Source organism: Christiangramia sp. 3-2217-3z, from assembly GCF_051195275.1.
Lineage (GTDB): Bacteria > Bacteroidota > Bacteroidia > Flavobacteriales > Flavobacteriaceae > Christiangramia > Christiangramia marina.
In genome coordinates, this window is sequence record NZ_JBNJLI010000006.1 from 31,513 (window position 1) to 53,125 (window position 21,613).

Sequence of the window (21,613 nt, forward strand, 5' to 3'; positions counted from 1 at the left end):
GGGTCATTCATCAATCAAAAAAACATGCTCAGAAATTATTTCAAAATCGCCTGGAGAAGTCTAATTAGGAACAAGTTTCTTACTCTCATTAATCTAATAGGTTTAGCAACTGGTTTTGCAATCACATTGCTTATAGTACAATACGTTCAGTTTGAAAGAAGCTACGAAAGTACTCACCCAAATGCTGATAGAGTTGTGCGACTCACATTGAACATGATGACCGGAAACTCAGTCACTACTCAGGATAGCGAGGTATATCCTCCGGTTGGTCCGAAGATTATTTCTGAAGTACCTGAAGTGGAAGCTTACACTAGGGTTTATGCCATAGGTGAACCAAATTCTTCTATAGAGATTGAGGAAAAGCAATTTCTAATGAAAGATATCTATGCTGTTGATGCAGATTTCTTCAAAATGTTCGATTATAAATTGATACATGGTAGCGAAAAAGATTTATTCATAAAACCGAACCAGGCTGTCATTACCGAATCTACAGCTCTAAAATATTTCAACAAAACTGATGTGGTTGGTGAAGTTATAACTTCTCTAGGAAGTGAAGATGCTATACTTTACACAGTGGTTGGTGTAACCCATGACAGCCCTGCGAATACACATTTGAAATTTGACATGCTTATTTCATATCCAACCATGCTTGCAGACGCCGAAATGCTTAAACGGCATGGAGAAAGGGAAGAAAATTGGAGTAGTAATAACTCATTTATGTACGTGCTATTGGCTGGAGGCACAAATTTCGATCATTTTACTACCTCGTTAGCAGATTTTAACAAACGATTGGTGGAAGAAAAGAAGATAAAAAGTGAAGAAATTGTTGCTCAGCCTATTAAAGATATTCACTTATACTCAAAAAAGTCCTTCGAACCTGAAATTAATGGAGATGCAAAATCTGTTTTCTTTCTTCTGGGAGTAGCCTTGTTAATTATAATTAGCGCTTACGTAAACTATATAAACTTAGCCACTTCAAAAGCATTGGATAGGGCCAGAGAAGTGGGAATTAAAAAAGTGGTAGGATCTTCCATTGCTCAACTTAGACTTCAATTTTTAATAGAATCTCTGGTAATCAATGTACTTGCCGGAGGCCTTGCATTAATTATCGTTTGGATAGTAAAATCTAGTTTTTTATCACTTTCCGGATTACCACAGGATTTCGTACTCTTCGGTAATATTACTTTCTGGATACTTCTTTTGGTCCTGGTGATATTGGGAGGACTTCTTTCAGGACTCTATCCAGCCATAATTTTATCTTCTTTCAAACCATCAGCAGTTCTAAAAGGTGATTTTTCACATTCAGTGAAGGGAGTAATATTGCGTAAAGGGCTTGTAGTTTTTCAATTTGCCATAACCATCGTCTTATTAATTCAAACATTTACAGTTAGTGAACAACTTGAATATATGCGTAAATTAGATAAAGGAGTTAACGTTCAGCGTAGTATTGTTATTGAAGCACCTACCAAAAATTCGCCTGATAATTATTCGGTATTCAAGCAAGGGCTTTTGGCGCATTCAAACGTAAATACTGTTTCCCTATCCCATACTGTGCCTGGCCTGCCATCTTCCTCTTTAAGCACAACGGCCGATATACATATTTCGGGAATTACTCCAGAACAGTACCACAACTTTTATATAACTTTTATCGACAAGGATTATATTCCATTGTTAGAGGTTGAGATGTTGGCAGGATCAAATTTTGATGATGGTACGATTTCAGAAAAAAATGAAGTTGTCGTAAATGAGGAATCTATTAAGCTTTGGAATATCCAAACTCCCGAAGAGGCAATAAATAAAAAACTCACTTTTTGGGGGATTGAATGGACGATCAAGGGAGTCGTAAGAAATTATCATCAGCAATCTCCCAAATCACCCTACTTGCCCATGATCCACATCTTCAATAACAGGTTTAGAAGCCTTGCCACAGTTCAGTTTAATGGAGGTTCGCCTAAAGATAACGTGAAACAAATTAAGGATAGCTTTGATGCAGTTTATCCGGGGTCTCCTTTCTCCTACTTCTTTATGGATCAAGAATACAATAAGCAATTTGAAGCTGAAAATCGCTTTAAAAATGTATTTATGATACTTACAGGTTTCTCTATTCTGGTAGCCTGTTTGGGACTATTAGGGCTCGCCTCATTTTCTGTTGAAAAAAGAAAAAAGGAAATTGGAATTCGAAAAGTTATCGGGGCCAGCAGTACAAATATATTATTGCTGCTTTCTAAGGATTTTTTAAAAACCATTATCCTTTCCGTTCTATTAAGTGTTCCAATCAGCTTCTTTCTGATTCAAAATTGGTTGAAAAATTTTGCCTTCAAGATCGAATTGCACTGGTGGCTGTTTATTCTCCCTATACTATCTGTATTCGGGTTGGTACTCTTCTCAATTAGTATCCAAACTTTAAAGACTGCACTGGCCAATCCAATCAACAATTTAAAAACAGAGTAAACCTTAAAAAATGTTTAGAAATTATCTAAAAATAGCATTGAGAAGTCTTCAGAAAAACAAATTGCAGACTATTATAAATCTACTGGGTTTGACAGTTGGAACTGTTTGCTGCCTAAGCATTCTGGTTTACGTTTTTGCTCAATTTGGATATGACCAACAATTTTCCGATTCCTCCTCTATTTACCGAATTAATACATCTATAAAAGAACATAATGAAGGTAAACTCTCTGCTGGAACTTCACCTCCAATAGCTTTCGCCATGAAAGAAGACTTCCCAGAAGTCGTGGAGGCAACTAGAGTAGTTTATTTTGGAGCAGGTAATGCAGGTCTTCTTAGAAATCCAGAATCTGGTGAATCTTTTTATGAGAACCGGGGTTATTTAGCTGATTCTACATTCTTTAAAATTTTCGATTATCCGTTTGTGGAAGGCACCTCTAAAGCTTCGCTAACCGCGCCAAATACGGTTGTACTTTCAGAATCATTATCCCGAAAATTTTTCGGAGATGAAGGAGCTTTAAATAAAACCCTCATATTAGGAAGTGGCGATGAGGAACAGCGACTGGTGGTAACCGGGGTATTTAAGGAAGATTTTGGTAAATCACATCTTCGACCAAATTATATTCTTACAATGAATTCTGGCGGACTCGGGCAGCACGTTAGAAATGTACAAAATTTCGCTACAGAAAATTTTGCCATGAGCTATGTGAAATTGAAGCCGGGAGCAAGTCCTGAAAATCTAGAGAGAAAATTTTCAGAATTCCTGCAAAGACATGGCGCAAAGGATTTTGCGATGGTTGGTTTTCATAAATCGCTCAATCTTCAGAATATTACTGATATTCATTTATACTCAAAAGATATAAGCAATCAGCTTAGCCCTGTTTCTGATATTAACTTTTTATACGTTCTACTTCTTCTGGCGCTATTTATTCAGCTAGTTGCCTGTATCAATTTTATTAATTTGAGTACAGCGCGTGCAGGTAAAAGGGCCCGAGAGATTGGGGTACGAAAGGTTATTGGAGCTGACAAAAGTTCCTTAATAAAGCAATTTTTAGGGGAATCACTATTACTCTCGTTATTTGCATCCTTAATTAGTATCCCATTCACTTCAATGGTATTGCCTTTTGTGAACACAATCACTGAGGGCAATATCAGTTTCACCGCTTTGTTCGACTGGAAAATCCTGATTGCTCTCTTACTGCTAGGAATTCTAACAGGGCTTATAGCCGGAATTTATCCTGCTTTTATATTATCAGGTATTAAACCCATCAAAGTTTTAAAATCATCAGTGAATCTGAATCTAGGCAATGGTGACCTTCGAAAAGCGCTAGTGGTGTTCCAGTTCGTAATTTCGATAGGACTAATAAGCTCGGTTATTATTATCACTCAGCAGGTGAAATATTCCCAGAAACTGGACATGGGTTTTAGTAAAGAAAACCTTATCGCTATGCGTTTGGGAACAGAAACTGTTTCAAGAAGGTTTAAGGCAATAAAGGAAAGTTTTGAATCCATCAGTGGTATCGGTAATGTTGCGGGATCCAATTATTATCCCACTGAGTTTATTATGGGAGATATGGGTATGACGCTTCCAGGTGGTAGTCTTAAAGATCGCACGTTAGTTCACTATCACGGCGTAAGCCCAAATTACCTTGAAACTGTTAAAACCAAACTGCTGGTTGGTCGAGGATTGAACACGAACGATGGAAATCAGATATTGGTTAATCAGACAACCCTTGATGCTTTTGGAATTCCTCTTGATAAAGCGGTTGGATCCAGACTTGTAGACACTAATGGCGATGATTCCGATTCGTACGAAATTATAGGTGTTACCGAAGATTATCGATTTGGAACTTTGAAAGATGCCATTGAGCCATTGTTACTATATAACGAAACCCAACCTGGCTGGATTATTTTACGTACAGATACTGAAGATTTTGAAACACTCCTCGCAGACCTAAAACGTTCCTGGGAAAGCATAAATCCTAACACGCCATTTATATACAATTTTGTAGATAAAGAAGTAGAGAAGTTATATGCTGAAGAAAAAAAATTGGCGACAATTTCTGTTGTATTTACCGCACTAGCAATTCTAATTAGTTGTCTTGGACTATTCGGCCTCGTTTCCTTTGTAGCTGAACAAAAGAAAAAAGAAATCGGGATCAGAAAAGTTCTTGGGGCAAATGTGAGAAATATAGTGCAACTGCTCACCAAAGATTTTATCGGTTTAGTGTTGATTGCATTTCTAATTGCTTCACCTCTCGCCTATTTTTTAATGTCTAACTGGTTAGAAGATTTTCCAAACCGAATAAGTATAGAATGGTGGGTATTCGTTATAGCTGGAACCGTGGCTTTACTATTAACGCTTCTTACGGTAGGTTCCCAGGCAATAAAAGCTGCAGTTTCCAATCCAATTAAGAATATGAGAACAGAATAGTTATGATAAAAAATTATATAATAATCGCATGGCGCAGTCTCTGGAAAGAGAAGACCTATACATTCCTGAATTTATTTGGCCTATCCGTTGCTTTCGGAGTAGCCATTCTTCTAACAGTATATGCACTTTTTGAACTTTCTTATAACAAATTCCACGAAAATGCGGATACTATTTATCAGGTTTATCGCACAGAGTATACCTCAAAGGGGCCACAGCCAGGAATCGCACAACCTCTACCCTTCTCAAAAGCATTGCAAGATGAAGTTCCGGGAGTTAAAAGTATAACTCGCTTTAATGGTGGCAGTGTTTTAGCTAGTATCGGTGAAAACCAGGTGCATTTACAATCTGCCTTTGTGGATCCTGAATTCTTTTCCATATTCACCTTTCCAATTATTAAAGGTGATCAAAATCCGGTTTCTGGAAAATCAGAGATTGCTCTTTCTGAAAAAGCTGCGAAAACACTTTTCGGAACAAAGGAAGCATTAGGTAAATTGGTCAATATTTTTATTGATGAAAAGGAAGTTCCTTTCACAGTAACTACAATAATGGAAGATGTTCCTGTAGAAAGTAATATCTCTTTCGATATCGCACTTAATTTTCAAAGTCAACCGTACCATGCTTATGAAAGAAATGTTGGAAGTTGGGATAATTCCAACCACGAAGTTTATCTGCAGCTGGAAAAAGGAATCTCTCCTCATCAATTCGAAAACGCTACCCAGGATTTTACAAATCTACATTACCAAAATGATATTATTAATGCCAAGAGAGATGGTGCAAAGCCTAACCAAGACGGTCAGTATATTCAGCAAAGACTCTTATCTGTAAAGGACCTAAATTTCGTAAAGATAGAAAACGGGATGGCTGTACCCAGTAGAATCTATCCATATCTGATCTTGTCGATAGCATTCTTAATCCTATTTATCGCTAGCGTTAATTTTATCAATATGAACATTGCTAAAAGTTCACGGCGTCTACGTGAAATAGGAATGCGTAAAACTCTCGGTGCTAATAAAAGTCAACTATTCTTTCAATTTTGGGGAGAAAGTATACTTATATTTCTGAGTGCACTGATAATTGGGTTGTTCGTATCCAATCTACTACTAAAGCCATTTCAGACTTTATTTAACACCAAAGCTACTTTTTCTGATATTGTTAGTTTGACGAATATTATCGGGTTTATAGTTACCCTAGTTATAATTACTTTAATCGCTGGCGGGTATCCTGCACTTCTCTTGAGTAAAATTGGCACTCTAAAAGCTTTAAAAGGAAAGATTCAGGTAAATGGAGGTAACAGGTTGCGAAATGCTCTTATAGTAGTCCAGTTTAGTATAGCAATTCTTCTTATTAGTGGGACGCTGGTGCTTTGGAATCAGCTTGAGTTTATGAGAAACAAAGATCTAGGTTTCAATAAAGAACAGGTCATCGCTTTTCCACTAAACGGAAAACGAGAAGACTTTCAGGCTATGCAACTACTGCGAAATGAACTCCAGAATAAACCTGAAGTAATTAGTGTTTCAGCAAGTAATAATATCCTCGGAATAGGAAAGGACCGTTCTACTACCACCAGTGTAACAGGTTTTGAACATAAAGGACGTGTGGTAAAAACTAACATTTTAATAGTAGATAAAGATTATTCAAAAACTGTAGATCTGGAAATAATGCAGGGAAGAAGCTTTGATAATGCAAGAGCGTCAGACAGTCTATCTGTGCTCATTAATGAAGCTATGGCCAAAGAGTTAGATGAAAAGGAGCCTTTGACGGCACGTCTTGGTATCATGGAAGACCGGCAGTATTCAGTAATTGGAATAATTAAAGACTTTAATTTCCAATCCTTGGATAAGGAAGTAGAACCACTTACTATTTTCTTAAATCCAAATTGGAATTTACGGTATGCATATGTAAAAGTATCGCCCAACAATTTATCAGATTCATTTAATGAAGTAAAAACTGCTTGGAATATAATTGAACCTAATGCTGAATTTCTAGGTTCCTTCTTAGATGAAAATATTGACCGTACCCTAGAGAAAGAGCGCAACATGACTACCATGATTACTGCTGGGTCTATAATCGCCATCATTCTTAGCTGTGTGGGACTTTTCGCTATATCGTTACTTGTTGTTTCCCAAAGAAGAAAAGAAATAGGTATTCGTAAAGTTGTAGGTGCTAGTGTTGGAAAAATCACTGTTTTGCTAACTACAGATTTCTTAAAACTAGTTGTCGTTGCTTTTTTGATTGCAACTCCAATTGCATGGTATTTTAGCAACGAGTGGCTTCAGAATTATCCCTACCGAATGAATTTGAGCCTATGGATCTTTGCTGCAGCTGGAATTATTGCACTCATTATCGCCATATTGACAATTAGTTTTAGAACTATTCGTGCGGCTATGCAGAACCCGGTTAAATCATTAAGAACTGAATAATCATGATTAAAAATCATTTCAAAATAGCGTGGAGAAGTTTATGGAATACGAAATCGTATACCTTGATAAATATCGCAGGTTTATCTGCTGGTTTGGCCAGTTTTATAATCGTGCTTTTGTACCTAAATTATGAGCTAAGCTATGACACCTGGTCACCAGAACTGGAAAATGTCTACCGCGTGAGCATGGAAAATGATGGTGATGTACAAAATCAAACTCCTGCACCATTAGCTTCATTTCTAGGCGAAAAGTATCCAAAGATCGAGGCGTCCACCTCTATGCAGGGAGCTGGTGAATACGAAGTGCTGATTAATGGAAATGGTAAAAGTATTTATCATCAAGGCTTTGCCTCTGCAGACTCTCTTTTTTTAAAGGTATTCCCTTATCAACTTCTCCAGGGTGATAGAAGTACTGCGCTAAATGCTCCAAATTCAGTCATTCTAAGTAAGGAACTAGCTACCACTCTTTTTGGTGAAACCAATCCTATGGGACAAACCGTCAAAGTTTTTGATGCCATGGAGGGAGTGGTCACGGGAATTATTCAATTACCAAAGACACCTTCACACCGCCAGGTTCATTTAATCATGCGGGATCCTTATGAGAAACAGAATTTTTTCTGGAATAATCATTCCTATGAGACCTATATCAAAGTAAACCAGAACATAGCTTCTACGCAGTTGGAAGAAGATCTTAATCGTATATATTTTGAAGAGAGAATAAAAAAAGACGAAGATTTAAATAAAGCTTATTTAGAGACAGGAGATAGATTCACACTGTTTACGGACGCCGTACCCGATATTCAGAATTTTTCCAAATACGGTACAAGCAATATTGAAACGCTATCGATACTTTTTATACTTGCCGTCTTACTACTCCTTGCAGGTGCTGTCAACTTCAGCAATCTCAACGTCGCGAAATCTATTGGCCGCGCCAAAGAAGTTGGAGTAAGAAAAGTACTGGGGTCAGGGAAAAGAAGTCTGGTTTTTCAGTTCATGGTAGAAACTGCACTGCAATGCATGATAAGCTTTGTGATTGCAGCGGTATTAATTTTGTTATTCCTACCCTATGTAAATAACGCTCTCAACCTTCAGCTTAATTTCTGGCAGCAAAATTCCTGGGTGCTTTTAGGTCAAATAGGAATCTGTTTAATAGTGATCATACTGCTCTCGGGGATTTACCCTTCCTTTTATCTTTCAAGATTCAATATCATCAATGTTCTAAAAGATAATTTTTCTGGCGGAAATAAACGGACAGGGCTTCGGAATGTCTTGCTGGTATTTCAATTTGTAGTAACCGCTTTTTTTATTGTGGCAATTCTAGGTGTAAATAAGCAGCTTGATTATATGCAACATGCTGATAAAGGCTTCTCCGAAGACCAGATATTGCGTATTGAAACCACACAGGCAACCCGGGAACAGGGATTTCAGAAAACCAGAGAAGAATTATTAGCTATTCCCGGAGTGAGCAATGTTGTGAAAACTACCACGGTTCCAGGAGATAAAATTGCAGATTCCTCTACCTACAATTTTCAATTTAGAGGAGAAGAAGTACGCATGGGATCGGTGAAAGTGAGTACTGAATATTTCGAAGCTTTAGAAGTGCCTTTGATAAACGGCAGGTATTTTAATGATAGTTATGCCGACCAAAATACACGCAGTGCAGTTATTAATGAAACTGCTGCAAGAAAATTGGGGGTAGGGAATCCTCTGGGAAAAACGATCTCATTTGGCGGATGCGATGAAGGTGATGTGAAAATAGTGGGGATCGTTAAAGACATTAATGTGCACGGATTTGAATCTGCAATTAAGCCAATGGTGTACACTATCGAAAATAAAGCCTGTATGTATCAATCTGGCGGAGCGATTTTACTGAAATTAAATTCAGATAAAGTACAGGCTACGGTTGCTGCTATTTCCACCAAATGGAAATCTATAGAACCACAATTTCCTATTCGCTATACTTTCCTTGACAGCAATTTTCAGCAATTATTTATCTCTTATTTCAGACTTCAAAAAATCCTGAATTTCTTCGGGATTATTGCGATCCTTATTTCTGTGATGGGGTTATTTGCCCTTACTGCTTTTACGATTAAACAAAGGGATAAAGAAATTGGCATTCGGAAAGTTCTAGGCGCTAAGGTCTCAAGTATAGTGGCTCTTATAACCAAAGATTTTATGATGCTACTAATACTGGCCATCCTTATTGCTATTCCTCTAGGTTGGTACGCAATGGATAAATGGCTTGAGAATTTTGCCTATAAAACCGAGCTCAGCCTGTGGATTTTTATAGTGGCAGCAGGCTCTATTTTTGGAATTGCGGTCTTAACGGTAAGTTTGAAAACCATAAAAACCGCAATGAAAAACCCGGTAAAAAGTTTAAGAACTGAATAATCATCAACACTATTCATCATGATTAAAAACTATTTAAAAACTGGTTGGAGAAATATCCAAAAGAACAGAGGCACATCCATGGTCAATATAGTTGGCCTTGCACTGGGAATAGCATCGGTGATCATGATTATACTATATGTTTCTGATGAATTAAGCTTTGACCAGTACAATGAAAAAGCTGACAGGATTGTTAGGGTTGTTTTTAATGCCAATGTCAACGGTGAAGAGATGAAAGAAGCAGTAGTGATGGCCCCGGTGGCACAAACACTGAAAAATGATCTTCCGGAAGTAGTTGATGCTACGCGTCTTGCAAAATCTTATAATAACAGGCTGGAGTATAACGGATCTTACTACGGGCAAAGCAGTTTAGGTTATATAGATCCTAACTTTTTTGATGTTTTCACACTTCCTATCACTAACGGAAAAAAAGACAACCCTCTAAATAAGCCGAATTCCGTAGTTGTATCTGAAACCCTGGCGGAAAACATCTTTGGAAATGCAGATCCTATCGGAAAAACAATTACCGTCACTAACAGAGAGGAACAACTAACTGTCTCTGCGGTCATGCAGGATATTCCAGATAATTCGCATTTTCATTTTGATCTGCTTGTTTCTACATTGGGATATGCCCAAGCCAAAAAAACCAGCTGGATGGAATCTGATTTTTTTACCTATCTGGTTCTCAAGGAAGGAGTCGCTATTAGTGAAGTTGAAGCCAAGCTTCCCGCGATCAATAAGAAATATATGGGTCCGCAAATGATGGATGCCATCGGGATGTCTTATGACGAATTTCAGAAAGACAATAGCATTGGACTTTTTCTCCAGCCATTAACAGATATACATTTACATTCAGATTTTTCTGATTCCACCACGTTGGAACAAGGCGGGGATATCAAGTACATCTACATTTTTAGCGCTATTGCCCTTTTTATGCTAGTGATTGCTTGTATCAATTTTATGAATCTAGCTACCGCTTCAGCTTCTAAAAGATCTAAAGAAGTTGGAATACGAAAAATACTTGGTTCTAATAAAAATCAATTGATTTATCAGTTTCTGGCAGAAGCTTTTATTTCCACCTTGGTCGCCACTATGCTGGCTATTGCTTTTTTCGCGTTTACGCTTCCATTTTTCAATCAGCTGGCGGGTAAAGCTATAGAATTCAACTCTCTTCTAAAACCTGTTTACTTGTTATTTCTTTTCGGATTGATCCTACTTATCACTCTTCTGGCGGGAAGTTATCCGGCATTCTACCTTTCCTCGTTTAATCCGTTAAATGCCCTAAAAGCTAAGTTTTCAGGAAATGGCCAACGTTCCGGCATACGCAGTGGCCTGGTAATCTTCCAGTTTGTGATTTCCGCAGGACTAATAGTAGCGACTTTGGTGGTTAGAGAACAGATGAATTATATTCAGAATAAGGACCTGGGATATGAAAAAGATCAGCTACTTGTAGTTCGAAATACCTACCTCCTGGAAAACAACGAAGATAATTTCATACAGGAAATTGAAAATAATCCGCGAGTAGCCAGTGTTACGCATTCTGCATTTGTTCCAACCGGTGAAAGTGATAACGAGGTTGGCGGAATTTTCCAGAATAGTGAATTTCTTCGCCGCATGTATTTTTATAATATAGACGAGAACTACATTCCAACCATGGGGATGGAATTGTTGCATGGTCGAAATTTTTCTGATGATTTTGGAAATGAAAATAATAAGGTAATCATCAATGAAATAGCCGCAGAGATCCTTGGGTTCGGGAAAGATGCCGTGGGAAAAACGTTTCAACGGGACACTGATGAAGGTCTTCGAGACATCACGGTTATTGGGGTGATTAAAAATTTCAACTGGAAATCTCTCCACCAGGAAATAGAACCGCTTATTTTGAAAAAGAATCCTTACGGCGGAATTATTATTAGGTCTAAGACAGCAAATATGTCCGGGATTATTGAGAACCTGGATACTGCATGGAATCAATTCAATCCCAAAGAAGCACTGGACTACAGTGTACTGGATGATGCTTATAACTATACCTATGTCAAAGAACGTAAAATGGGAACCCTTCTTAGCCTTTTTGCAGTTCTAACCATTATTGTGGCCTGTTTAGGCTTATTCGGACTCGTGACGTTTACAGCAGAACAACGATTTAAAGAAATAGGAATAAGGAAAGTACTGGGTTCTTCAGCAACACAAATTGTAGCCTTGCTATCTAAAGATTTTATAAAACTGGTGGGTATTTCATTTGTCATCGCTTTTCCCCTTAGTTATTACCTGATGAATAAGTGGTTACAGGATTTCGCTTACCGAATAGACATTCAATGGGAGTTATTCCTGCTGGCAGCATTGATCACTATGGGAATCGCTTTTTTAACCATCGGAATTAAAAGTTTTAAAGCTGCCAGTGCCAATCCAATAAAAAGTTTGAAAACCGAATAAAAATAACAACTATGAAAAAATCAATCTTAACTCAGAACAAAATGCTCATCCCAATAATTCTAGCCCTTTTAAATTTCGGTCTATCTAATGCTCAATCTGAAACTGTGGAAGTTTCCAGTTTTTCAGAAGTCACTATAAGTCCATATATAAAAGTGGATTTCAAACAAGCTGATACCGAATCGGTAATTATTCAGAATACAAAAGTAGAACGCGAAAAGATCAATATTGAGGTAGATGGTAAAGAACTTCATATTTACCTGGAAGACGCAAAGATCGTTGCCAAAGAAGAGGAAGTGAAGATAAACGGTCGTGAAATGGATCGTTCTATTTATAATGGTACGGAGGTTCACATCACCGTCTATTATAAAAAACTGGAAGCTGCGGAAATTCGTAGTGAAGAAGTGATCAATTTTGAAGATGCCATCAGCGTAGAAGATTTTGACCTTGATATTTACGGCTCTCCAAAAGTATATTTTGAAAGTATTACTGCAGATGATTTTAAAGTAGCCATTTATGGAGAAAGTTACCTGGAAGTAAAAGCTGGTAATGTTGATTTTCAGCGCTATCGATGCTACGGAAAAAGCGAAGTAAATGCAATTGATCTTCCATCTTCCGAAACCAAAATCGCAGCGTATGGCAACAATCATATTGTGGTAAATGTTTCTGAGAAACTGAAGGTTTCAGCTTTCGGAGAAGCCCGAATTCAGTACAAAGGCGATGCGAAAGTGAATAACGGACTCAAAATAGGAGAAACCGTGGTTCAGAAAATCGATTAAATCTTTTATAAAATCATCTATGCTTAAAAATTTCATCAAAATATCCTGGCGAAGAATCAAAGCCGATAAAACATTCTCTTTCATCAATATTCTTGGTCTTTCGATTGGATTAACCATAACCATCTTACTGTTCCTGTTCGTATTGCAGGAGCGAAGTTTTGATACGATGTATGCCCAAAAAGACCGGATCTACCGGGTGATCTTTAATACCTCGCAGGAGCGAGATAATGAAGTTTGGGCAACAGTGCCCGCTGCACTAAAGCCCTCTGCTGCTAATGAAATTCCGGAAATACAGAAATCTGCCAGATTATGGGATCATGATTTCGGAAAAACCGCGTCTATTGAAGCCAACAATCAGCAATTCACCGAGCAAAAATTATATTATGCAGATGCGGAGTTCCTGGATATTTTTCAACCTGAATTTATCTACGGAAATTCAAAAAGTGCATTGGTAAGACCTAATACCATTGTTATTTCTAAATCTACCGCTGAAAAGTATTTTGGAAATACGAATCCCCTTGGCCAGACGATTGGTATAGACAATAAGAAAAACATGGAGATCACCGGGGTCTATATGGACTTTCCGGAAAATTCCAGCCTGGATGGTAATATGATCGCTTCGTTTAATTCTGTAGGTTTTTATAATGATCCTACCTGGGGAAATGCCAGTTTTGAAACTTATTTTCTACTGAACGACCAAGCAAACCGTACAGAGGTTACCAAAAAAATGCAACAACTTGTTGATGCTAATGTGGAAAAAGAACACCAATGGTATACCTTATCGCTGCAACCATTAGAGAAAATGCACCTCTACTCTGCAAATATTAAAAGTGCTTTCTCCTCAAAAACGGGAAGTATTGAGGAAGTTCGAAATTTCAGCTTACTGGCTATTTTAATTTTATTGATCGCCTGTATTAATTATATGAATCTTGCCACGGCGAGATCACAAAAAAGTACTAAAGACGTAGGGATCAATAAAACGCTTGGTGCATCCAGCAAAATATTGATCTTACGATTCTTTACAGAGACAGGTTTTGTCACTCTGCTGTCTATATTTCTTGCTTTGATTTTTACTGTTTTGGCGATTCCTTTTTTTGAAAGTATCGTTGGCGTAGATCTTTCCACTAAATTTCTATGGTCTCCTGAATTTGTCATCGCCCTCATCGCAATCTGGTTGATCACCACGCTCATCGCGGGATCGTTCCCTGCATTTCACCTTTCTAAATTTTCCCCGATGGAAGTGATCAGGTCTGGCACCAATAAAAATAGTTTTACAGCGGTCCTAAGAAAAGGACTCGTGGTGGTTCAATTTTCCGCCTCTGTGATATTGATCATCAGTGCGATAGTGATTTATAATCAGCTGGAGTTTATGAGGAATAAAAATCTTGGATACAATCCTGATAATACCGTGGCGATCTCAATCGCTGCTGTAAATTCTGAAAATGAAAAGCAAACCCTACTTGATGAATTTGAAAGTCTGCCTGAAGTTTCGTCTACGACTATGGCCCAGGGATTTCCGGGAATCAGCGTTAGCGGCCGGGCGCTTTATAGAAATATGAATTCAGACGAAGCGATGTCTCTGCAAACTAATCGTACCACGGGTGGAATTGTGGAAACACTTCAACTGGAACTTCTAGCTGGAAAAGATTTACCGGCAACTAAACAGGAAGGCGATTCAATAGTAGATGTCGTACTCAATAAGAAAGCGGTGGAATTCCTTGGAATAGAACCACAAGAAGCCATTGGTAAGAATCTAATTGCCCAACTGGGGCCTAATGCCTACGTTATTGGGGTAGTAGATGATTTCAATTTTTCATCCTTGCGTTCTCCAATTGGTGGTTATGCTTTTAATAATGGTCTTGAGCCCCTTCAGTATATGCTGGTTCGGTTTGAAAGTGAAGAACTGCCGTCCACGCTGGACAAATTCCAAAGTAAATTTGCGGAAGTGGTACCATCTTCTGCATTTGATTATACGTTTCTGGATAAGAATGTAGAACAGATGTATGCCAGGGATCGTCGCACGGCGACCGTTGCACTCATCTTTGCCGGACTTGCAATTTTTGTAGCCTGCCTGGGACTTTTTGGACTTGCCGCATTTATGGCGGAACAACGTACTAAGGAAATTGGAATTCGAAAAATATTAGGTGCCAGCGTTACTGGTATTATTGGACTGCTTTCCAAAGATTTCGTGAAACTAGTATTCATTGCACTCATTATCGCTTTTCCGCTGGCATATTGGCTTGCGTATAAATGGCTTCAGGAATTTGTGTACCGCATCGAGATTAACTGGCAAATCTTTCTGTATGCCGGGCTGGTCGCACTGCTCATAGCAATTACAACGGTAAGTTTCCAGGCCCTCAAAGCAGCGATCTCTAATCCTGTTAATTCTTTAAAAAACAATTAAAAAATATACTAATGCTAAAGTTAAAACACATTTATAAATGGGTGAAATCTGGTGGAAAAAGAATTTTTCTACTGAACGATCTAAGTCTGAATGTCGAACAGGGAGAATTTCTCTCTATCATGGGACCTTCAGGTTCTGGTAAATCTACTTTGCTGAATATCATTGCTATGCTGGATGAATTCCAGGAAGGTGAATATTATTTCGAAGACGAAGCGATCCATCAGCTTAAACCAAAAAAAAGAACAGAGATCTTCAACGAGAATATCGGGTTTATTTTCCAGGCGTATCATTTGCTGGACGATCTAACTGTATATGAAAATATTGAAACTCCCCTACTCTATAAAAATGTAAAGAGCACAGAAAGAAAAGCGTTGGTAGCCGATATGCTGGATCGCTTCAACATTGTTGGGAAAAAAGATCTTTTTCCGCATCAATTAAGTGGCGGGCAGCAGCAACTTGTAGGTATTGCTCGCGCCCTAATCATCAAACCTAAATTAATTCTTGCCGACGAACCTACCGGAAATCTCAATTCCAAACAAAGTGACGAAATTATGCAGCTTTTTATCGACCTGAATAAAGAAGGAGTAACCATCATCCAGGCAACTCATTCTGAAAGTAATGCTCGATACGGTTCGCGAACTATTCATCTCTTAGACGGCAGCGCCACGAAACTATAAAACCACTATTTTGAAAAAATTCATCATTCTATTTCTTATCATCACCAACGTATTAGCTGCACAGGATTCTTCAGAAACCAAATTATCCCTGGAAGAATGTATTAACCTGGCCATCGATTATAACATCAATTTCAAAAGATCCAATTTGCGGTCTGAAACCGAAAAACTCAATTTTCGTGCAACGAAGTCCCAGGTGCTACCAACTATTAACGGAAGTTACAATTATGCTTTAAATAAAGGGCGGAGTATAGATCCTTACACGAACGATGTGATTGACCAGCAGTTTAGTTTTAGTAATGCCGGTTTGCGGTTAAATGCCCGGATTTTTAATGGTTTTGAACTAAGAAACAGTATTCAACGGGATCGTTATAATATGAAGGCCGCTGAAGCCGAAAAAGAATCCGATAAGCAACAATTGATTCTTGACGTTACCCTAGCATATTTTCAGATTCTTAATAACCGTGATCTAGTGGAACTGGCTAAACTAAGACTTGAAAGTACAAAACAGCAAACTGATCGTGTTCAAACGCTGAATGAACAGGGCGAAGGTAATCCGGCAGATTATACAGACATACAGGGACAGATAAGTAATGACATGTCTGCCGTTATCGCAGCTGAGAATCAGTTAAAACAATCGAAACTGGAACTTGCACAATTGCTCAATACCGATGCTGAAATTAGCATTGAAAATTTGCAGGTATTACCTCCGATTACAGCATACGATCTTACTGCGGAAGAAGTTTATTCAGAATCCTTGGACAACCTGCAGGTTTTTAGAACAAGACGATTGCGACTGGATGCAGCGGCAGAAGACGTTGCCGTAGCAAGATCCCTGTATTTGCCTGAAGTTTCCCTGTTTGCACAGTTAAATACTAATTATTCCAGCCTGGCCAGCCTGCTCAATGAAACCGGTACACAGATAGTTGAAACCGGTCAATTTATAAACGTGGATGGAATTAATTACGCGGTACAATCAAACGAAAGCCAGTTTTCGCAACAGGATATTCCATATATCGATCAATTAAATAACAACCTCAGTTCGGTTGCGGGAGTAAGTATTAATATTCCCGTTTTCAACGGTTTTAGGGCTAAAAGAGAGGTGTCTCTAAAAAAGATTCAACTTAAAGATACGGAGCTAGAGCTGGAAGACATTAAAAATCAATATGAGCAGGCCATTAAGCAAGCCTATAATGCCATGCAGGCAGCATATGATAACTACTTCGTTTTACAAGAACAGGTCGCGTCTTATGAAGAATCTTATCGCGTAAATGAAATCCGTTTTCAGAATGGAGTCTCCAATCTTGTGGAATATATCATTAGCAAAAACAACCTCGATCGCTCAAGGATTAAGCTGGCGAATACCAAGTATGAGTTTTTAATCCGGGTTAAAATTCTGGATTATTATCGAGGTGCCAATTTTTCCAGTTAATTGTTCTATTCCTTATCCCCTACTCATTTTAGTAGCTATTTTCTTTTAATTGAGTAGATATCATAAATGCGCCCTATGCTGTTTTTACTTTACGTTTAATTTTCCATACACTATAAAAACAGCACAGGTTCCATGCTCAAGGTTAGTTACGGTAGAGATGGGGCCTTAAACTCACCTATGTACATTAATTAAAATTTCCTGCTTGCTGCAGCTATTAAATTATAATTGATTATTAAAAAATTCAATTTTCTAAAATCATCCTATAACTTGATAACATCAATAATAGCAACCAGCGATGAAAGATCCTCTGGATTCTTTACAGGTATTATCTCGAATTCTCCGGTTTGATAGTCATACTTAAAAAGGCCATGACCTTCCCTTGCAATTAACGCAATTAACTCCTTCGAATCATAGTTAACATATGTCTTATTCGCGAAATGTAGCGCGGAGATTCGAGGTACAGCATCTATTAAAATTAACTCTTCCATGGTAATATCATAGATATATGGTTTTACCGCACCCGCATAACCTGTATTAAGCTGAGGAGCAAAACCAAGTAATTTACTAGTATTTGGTATAGCAGCCAGATTTACGAGACCTGTCTCTATACTGTCCTGGGATAAAACCTTGATGGTTTTATTGGAAAGATCAACTTCCAAAAGATCCGCATCGCTTATTCGGGAATTCTTCGATGCGCTAACATATATTTTCTGATCGATCAATTGGGAGGAGAATACATTTTGATAACCCAGTGTATTTAAATCTAGATTTTCTAAAACCTGTATCTCATACGTATCAGGATCTATTCTGGCAATTTTTACAGGCTTATCTGTTGAAGGACTATCAAATTCATGTCTAATGATCCCTATCAGACTATTTTGAGTTTCATCCCAATCCAAGGACATAAAGCCGGGAATATTTCCGAACTCTTCCGGAAATTTCAATTCTACCATTTCACTATTTCCGGTCTCTCGATTACGGATAAATAATCTTGATTGTGGTGGGTCAAACCAGGGTTCGTAGATATAAGTATTTTCCGAAGAAGAGGTTACCGTATTGAATATACTATTAAACTCCAAGTTCGGAATACTTCCTGCCGGTTCCACTACTCCACTTTGATCTCCAATAGTAAATAGTTTCCCATCATTTCTTAGAGCAATATATTGAAACTTATCCTCTATTACCTGTTCTTCAGGTTGCTGTGTTTCTTCATTGGGTTCCGAATCTTTAGAACAGGACACAAGGATTAAACTAAGGATAAGTAAAAGGTGAAATCTTGAAAATTTTAACATGTTCAGCGTTAGGTTTTAAAGTGGTGAAAATAGTAAATTTTCATTCTGATTATCTAACCATGCATAAAAAGATTAAACTTACCAGAAAAGAGCTATTTTCCGCGGTATGGGAGCATCCACGAACCTATTTCACTGAAAAATATATGGTTTCGTATGCCAGTTTTAAAAGGATATGTGAGCGAAATGAAATAGCATTACCTCCTAACGGTTATTGGTCGAAAAAGAAATACGGAAAGGAGGTTGAAAAGCCACGGCTTAATTCCATAGATAATGAAACAAACATTGAGCTATACCTCCGACCGGAAGGTGATCATAGGGATTTTGGAGATCTCACTGAAATGGATCAAAAAATTTTGGAAATAGAAGCTGATTCCCGAACAAATTTCTCCATTCCAGAAAAACTGTCAAACATGTTAGATCCAGTTTTAATACACACCAAAAAATGGTATAATAAAGATGTTAAAGTCCCAGAGGATCTTGATTACTATGCAAGATATTATCCAGGACCAATTCGCTGCTATATTTCTAAAAAACAATTGAGCAGAGCTTTATTATTATTTAATGTATTACTGAAAAACCTCAATGCCAGGGGTCATGAATTGACCTTCGGAAGGTATAATTCTTTCGTAAAATTATACGGAATTGAAATAGAGATCAGTATTTCGGAAAAGAATAAAAGAATCAAAATTCCTGGCAAATATGGTGAAGAATATAAATCGGAACCTACCGGTATGCTAGCCATAAATACCGGTGAATATTATTATAGTAAAACCTGGAACGATGCTAAAACCATCAAACTTGAAAATAAATTATCTGCAATAATAGCATGGTTGGAGATTGAAGCTGAAGCAGAAAGACAACGGGAAATTGAAAGTAAGAAACGAGAGGAGGAGGAAAAGGAGAAAGAACGTTTAGAAAAAGAAAGACAGATATTAATTGATAATGAGATTAGCCTATTACAAGATCTAAGACAGAAATCAGAGCTATGGCATGAGGCAAATAAGTTAAGAAAATTTCTTTATGAATATGAAGCTCAATTAGAAAAAGACAATCAGCTAACCAAAGAGAACATAGAATTATTGCACTTTGGATTTCAAAAAGTCGATTTGCTGGATCCTCTTATTCAGACCCATGATGACCTGTTTTCAGATATTGATCCATTCAAGCTTCTCAAATTATGGAAGTGATTATTTGAGTATACCTATTTAGACCTATCACTAGTTTTATTCTAGCTCTATTGCCAAAAGTTTTTACGTGAAAAACGTTCTCAACCCGCAGGAAGAAGCAGATCTTCATGCAAATAATTTTTCAAAGACCTTCGGTATATTACTTATTCCAGATTTTAGTTGAATTCCCCAAAGACGATGTCTTCCGAAGCTAATTGAACTGCTAAACTTATTTTGTCCATTTCTAACTTCTCCAAAATACTTTTGATATCCTCCTGAATTACATTCAAGGCTTGTTCTCGCTGGATACCTTCATTAAAACTGGATACCCAAGTATCTCTTACCTCGCTAATTTTTGACCACTCTTTCTTGATCATTTCCTGTTCAAAAAATTCTTTTGTTTCGGCTGAGTTATTTTTTAAATCCAAAGATATTAAGGCATTTAATCCCACGATGTAGTTTTTTATGAGTTTTTTCAAATATACATGATTCTCTTTCTACCTACTTTCAAATTAGAAAACCTAACAGAATTTCCATATACTATGACCAAAAAAATAAGAGTAGCCCACGCGTTGTATATGCTCTACGCATTTAGTGAGTGTCTTTGACCTCACCTTACGGGTGTACAAGCACCCTCATAACCAAAACTTTAATCTATAATAAGTTCCACCCCGGCCTTTTCAGCCTTGTATTTTATTTTTGTCATCAGCTCATAATAACTCCAGTTTCTAAATACGAATTCTTCTTCTTTGGCTATCCCGATCTTGTCTTCCTGATTTAATAAAATGAGTGTTCCAGCCTGATGTTTAATACAAAAGTCAATAAGCCTTTTTGTATATACGTGAATACGCTGATGCACATAGTTTTTTTCCATATTCTGAAATTTATCTACAGCCTTTGTTTTTCTTTTAATGCCTTGGCCAGACCTGGAATAGGTAGCTCCAACCTGTGCTCTTTTCCTTGCTGCCTGGATGGCCAGCCTTCTGTATAAAAATTCTTCCCGGGTGCCTATGCTTAGCTTTGCTTTTCCCGATTTTACCACGATAGGATATTCAAGTGACAGCGAAGCTTCTGCAATCACCTCCGGTTTAAGTCTATGTTTTTCTTTTTCAATTTCGAATACCGGAAGCCAAAAGATCTTGCCCTCTTTCAGTTTAATATGGGACATGCAGAGTTTGGTTTCTCCTTGTATGACGTGCTGCAGTAACTTCCGTTTATCGGTAAAGTCCTTTCCTAAATAGGTGCGAAAAGGAATTTGATACAGGCTGAAACAAAATGCTTTTTTCTCTGCATTAAAATGTAATCCGCTAATCAACTCCATATCAAATGGAAAAGCCATATCTCTCCGGAAGTTCTGCAGGGAACGTTCACCACTCCAGTACTGCGGTAAGTTCTTTTTAAAAGTAGAAATAAGAAATTGGTTTAAGTTCGATAATATGTTGGTGGGGATTTCTCCTTTGAAACGATTGGAGATAAGCCGGTAGGTGGTATTTGTTCGGGAGCGATTTAAGATCCCGTAAGCATCTTTATTTTCATCGGCTAATTTATACTTAACGCCTTCAGATAAATAAAAGAATTCTTTGATCATTTCCTGGGTATACAAATGGGTCATGATAAGGTTTGCTGCTCTAAAACATCGGTTCTGCCACTGGTACAATTTATCCAGGGCTTCCTTTCGTTCTTCTTTGGTGGGAAGATCAACTAATAGCTGGATTTTCCGGGTGAGTTTCATGGTAGACTTTTCCAT

13 protein-coding genes are annotated in these 21,613 nt (G+C 37.7%); 10 read left to right on the forward strand and 3 right to left on the reverse strand.

Annotation, left to right across the window (positions count from 1 at the left end; translation table 11 throughout):
• Window positions 1-24: 24 nt before the first annotated feature.
• Genes ACSHZO_RS11390 through ACSHZO_RS11430 form a run of 9 tightly spaced genes read left to right on the forward strand, consistent with a single transcriptional unit; the run spans window position 25 to window position 17,408 of the window.
• Window positions 25-2,451 (forward strand): ABC transporter permease, encoded by a 2,427-nt coding sequence (locus ACSHZO_RS11390; RefSeq protein ID WP_298247312.1) that lies wholly within the window; start codon window positions 25-27, stop codon window positions 2,449-2,451.
• 10 nt (window positions 2,452-2,461) lie between these two features.
• Window positions 2,462-4,882, forward strand: coding sequence for an ABC transporter permease (locus ACSHZO_RS11395; protein ID WP_298247313.1), 2,421 nt, complete (start codon window positions 2,462-2,464; stop codon window positions 4,880-4,882).
• A gap of 2 nt (window positions 4,883-4,884) precedes the next feature.
• Window positions 4,885-7,302 carry an FtsX-like permease family protein gene (locus ACSHZO_RS11400; protein ID WP_298247314.1) on the forward strand — a complete coding sequence of 806 codons (2,418 nt, stop codon included), beginning with the start codon at window positions 4,885-4,887 and terminating at the stop codon, window positions 7,300-7,302.
• Window positions 7,303-7,304: 2 nt separating this feature from the next.
• The gene (locus ACSHZO_RS11405; protein WP_298247315.1) at window positions 7,305-9,692 is read left to right on the forward strand and encodes an ABC transporter permease; all 2,388 of its coding nucleotides are present in this window, start codon (window positions 7,305-7,307) and stop codon (window positions 9,690-9,692) included.
• 18 nt (window positions 9,693-9,710) lie between these two features.
• Window positions 9,711-12,122 carry an ABC transporter permease gene (locus ACSHZO_RS11410; RefSeq protein ID WP_298247316.1) on the forward strand — a complete coding sequence of 804 codons (2,412 nt, stop codon included), beginning with the start codon at window positions 9,711-9,713 and terminating at the stop codon, window positions 12,120-12,122.
• Window positions 12,123-12,133: 11 nt separating this feature from the next.
• Entirely contained in the window at window positions 12,134-12,898 is a 765-nt protein-coding gene (locus tag ACSHZO_RS11415; RefSeq protein WP_298247317.1) for a head GIN domain-containing protein, read from the forward strand.
• 19 nt (window positions 12,899-12,917) lie between these two features.
• Entirely contained in the window at window positions 12,918-15,302 is a 2,385-nt protein-coding gene (locus ACSHZO_RS11420; RefSeq protein ID WP_298247318.1) for an ABC transporter permease, read from the forward strand.
• Window positions 15,303-15,313: 11 nt separating this feature from the next.
• A complete protein-coding gene (locus ACSHZO_RS11425) occupies window positions 15,314-15,979 on the forward strand; it encodes an ABC transporter ATP-binding protein (RefSeq protein WP_298247319.1) in 666 nt (221 codons plus the stop codon).
• 10 nt (window positions 15,980-15,989) lie between these two features.
• Window positions 15,990-17,408 (forward strand): TolC family protein, encoded by a 1,419-nt coding sequence (locus ACSHZO_RS11430; RefSeq protein ID WP_298247320.1) that lies wholly within the window; start codon window positions 15,990-15,992, stop codon window positions 17,406-17,408.
• Window positions 17,409-17,668: 260 nt separating this feature from the next.
• Here ACSHZO_RS11430 and ACSHZO_RS11435 read toward each other — a convergent pair whose 3' ends face one another.
• Window positions 17,669-18,700 carry a hypothetical protein gene (locus tag ACSHZO_RS11435; RefSeq protein ID WP_298247321.1) on the reverse strand — a complete coding sequence of 344 codons (1,032 nt, stop codon included), beginning with the start codon at window positions 18,698-18,700 and terminating at the stop codon, window positions 17,669-17,671.
• A 59-nt stretch (window positions 18,701-18,759) separates the two neighbouring features.
• On the opposite strand from ACSHZO_RS11435, the gene ACSHZO_RS11440 reads away from it, so the two are divergent.
• Window positions 18,760-19,887, forward strand: coding sequence for a hypothetical protein (locus tag ACSHZO_RS11440; protein WP_298247322.1), 1,128 nt, complete (start codon window positions 18,760-18,762; stop codon window positions 19,885-19,887).
• Window positions 19,888-20,042: 155 nt separating this feature from the next.
• On the opposite strand, the gene ACSHZO_RS11445 is transcribed toward ACSHZO_RS11440, so the two are convergent.
• Complete coding sequence (locus tag ACSHZO_RS11445; RefSeq protein ID WP_298247323.1) at window positions 20,043-20,345, reverse strand: hypothetical protein; 303 nt, start codon at window positions 20,343-20,345, stop codon at window positions 20,043-20,045.
• 170 nt (window positions 20,346-20,515) lie between these two features.
• Complete coding sequence (locus ACSHZO_RS11450) at window positions 20,516-21,613, reverse strand: hypothetical protein (RefSeq protein WP_298247324.1); 1,098 nt, start codon at window positions 21,611-21,613, stop codon at window positions 20,516-20,518.

Coding starts and splice junctions, on each gene's coding strand:
- ACSHZO_RS11390 (WP_298247312.1), top strand. CDS start 25: ATGCTCAGAAATTATTTCAAAATCGCCTGGAGAAGTCTAATTAGGAAC.
- ACSHZO_RS11395 (WP_298247313.1), top strand. CDS start 2,462: ATGTTTAGAAATTATCTAAAAATAGCATTGAGAAGTCTTCAGAAAAAC.
- ACSHZO_RS11400 (WP_298247314.1), top strand. CDS start 4,885: ATGATAAAAAATTATATAATAATCGCATGGCGCAGTCTCTGGAAAGAG.
- ACSHZO_RS11405 (WP_298247315.1), top strand. CDS start 7,305: ATGATTAAAAATCATTTCAAAATAGCGTGGAGAAGTTTATGGAATACG.
- ACSHZO_RS11410 (WP_298247316.1), top strand. CDS start 9,711: ATGATTAAAAACTATTTAAAAACTGGTTGGAGAAATATCCAAAAGAAC.
- ACSHZO_RS11415 (WP_298247317.1), top strand. CDS start 12,134: ATGAAAAAATCAATCTTAACTCAGAACAAAATGCTCATCCCAATAATT.
- ACSHZO_RS11420 (WP_298247318.1), top strand. CDS start 12,918: ATGCTTAAAAATTTCATCAAAATATCCTGGCGAAGAATCAAAGCCGAT.
- ACSHZO_RS11425 (WP_298247319.1), top strand. CDS start 15,314: ATGCTAAAGTTAAAACACATTTATAAATGGGTGAAATCTGGTGGAAAA.
- ACSHZO_RS11435 (WP_298247321.1), bottom strand. CDS start 18,700: ATGTTAAAATTTTCAAGATTTCACCTTTTACTTATCCTTAGTTTAATC.
- ACSHZO_RS11440 (WP_298247322.1), top strand. CDS start 18,760: ATGCATAAAAAGATTAAACTTACCAGAAAAGAGCTATTTTCCGCGGTA.
- ACSHZO_RS11450 (WP_298247324.1), bottom strand. CDS start 21,613: ATGGAAAAGTCTACCATGAAACTCACCCGGAAAATCCAGCTATTAGTT.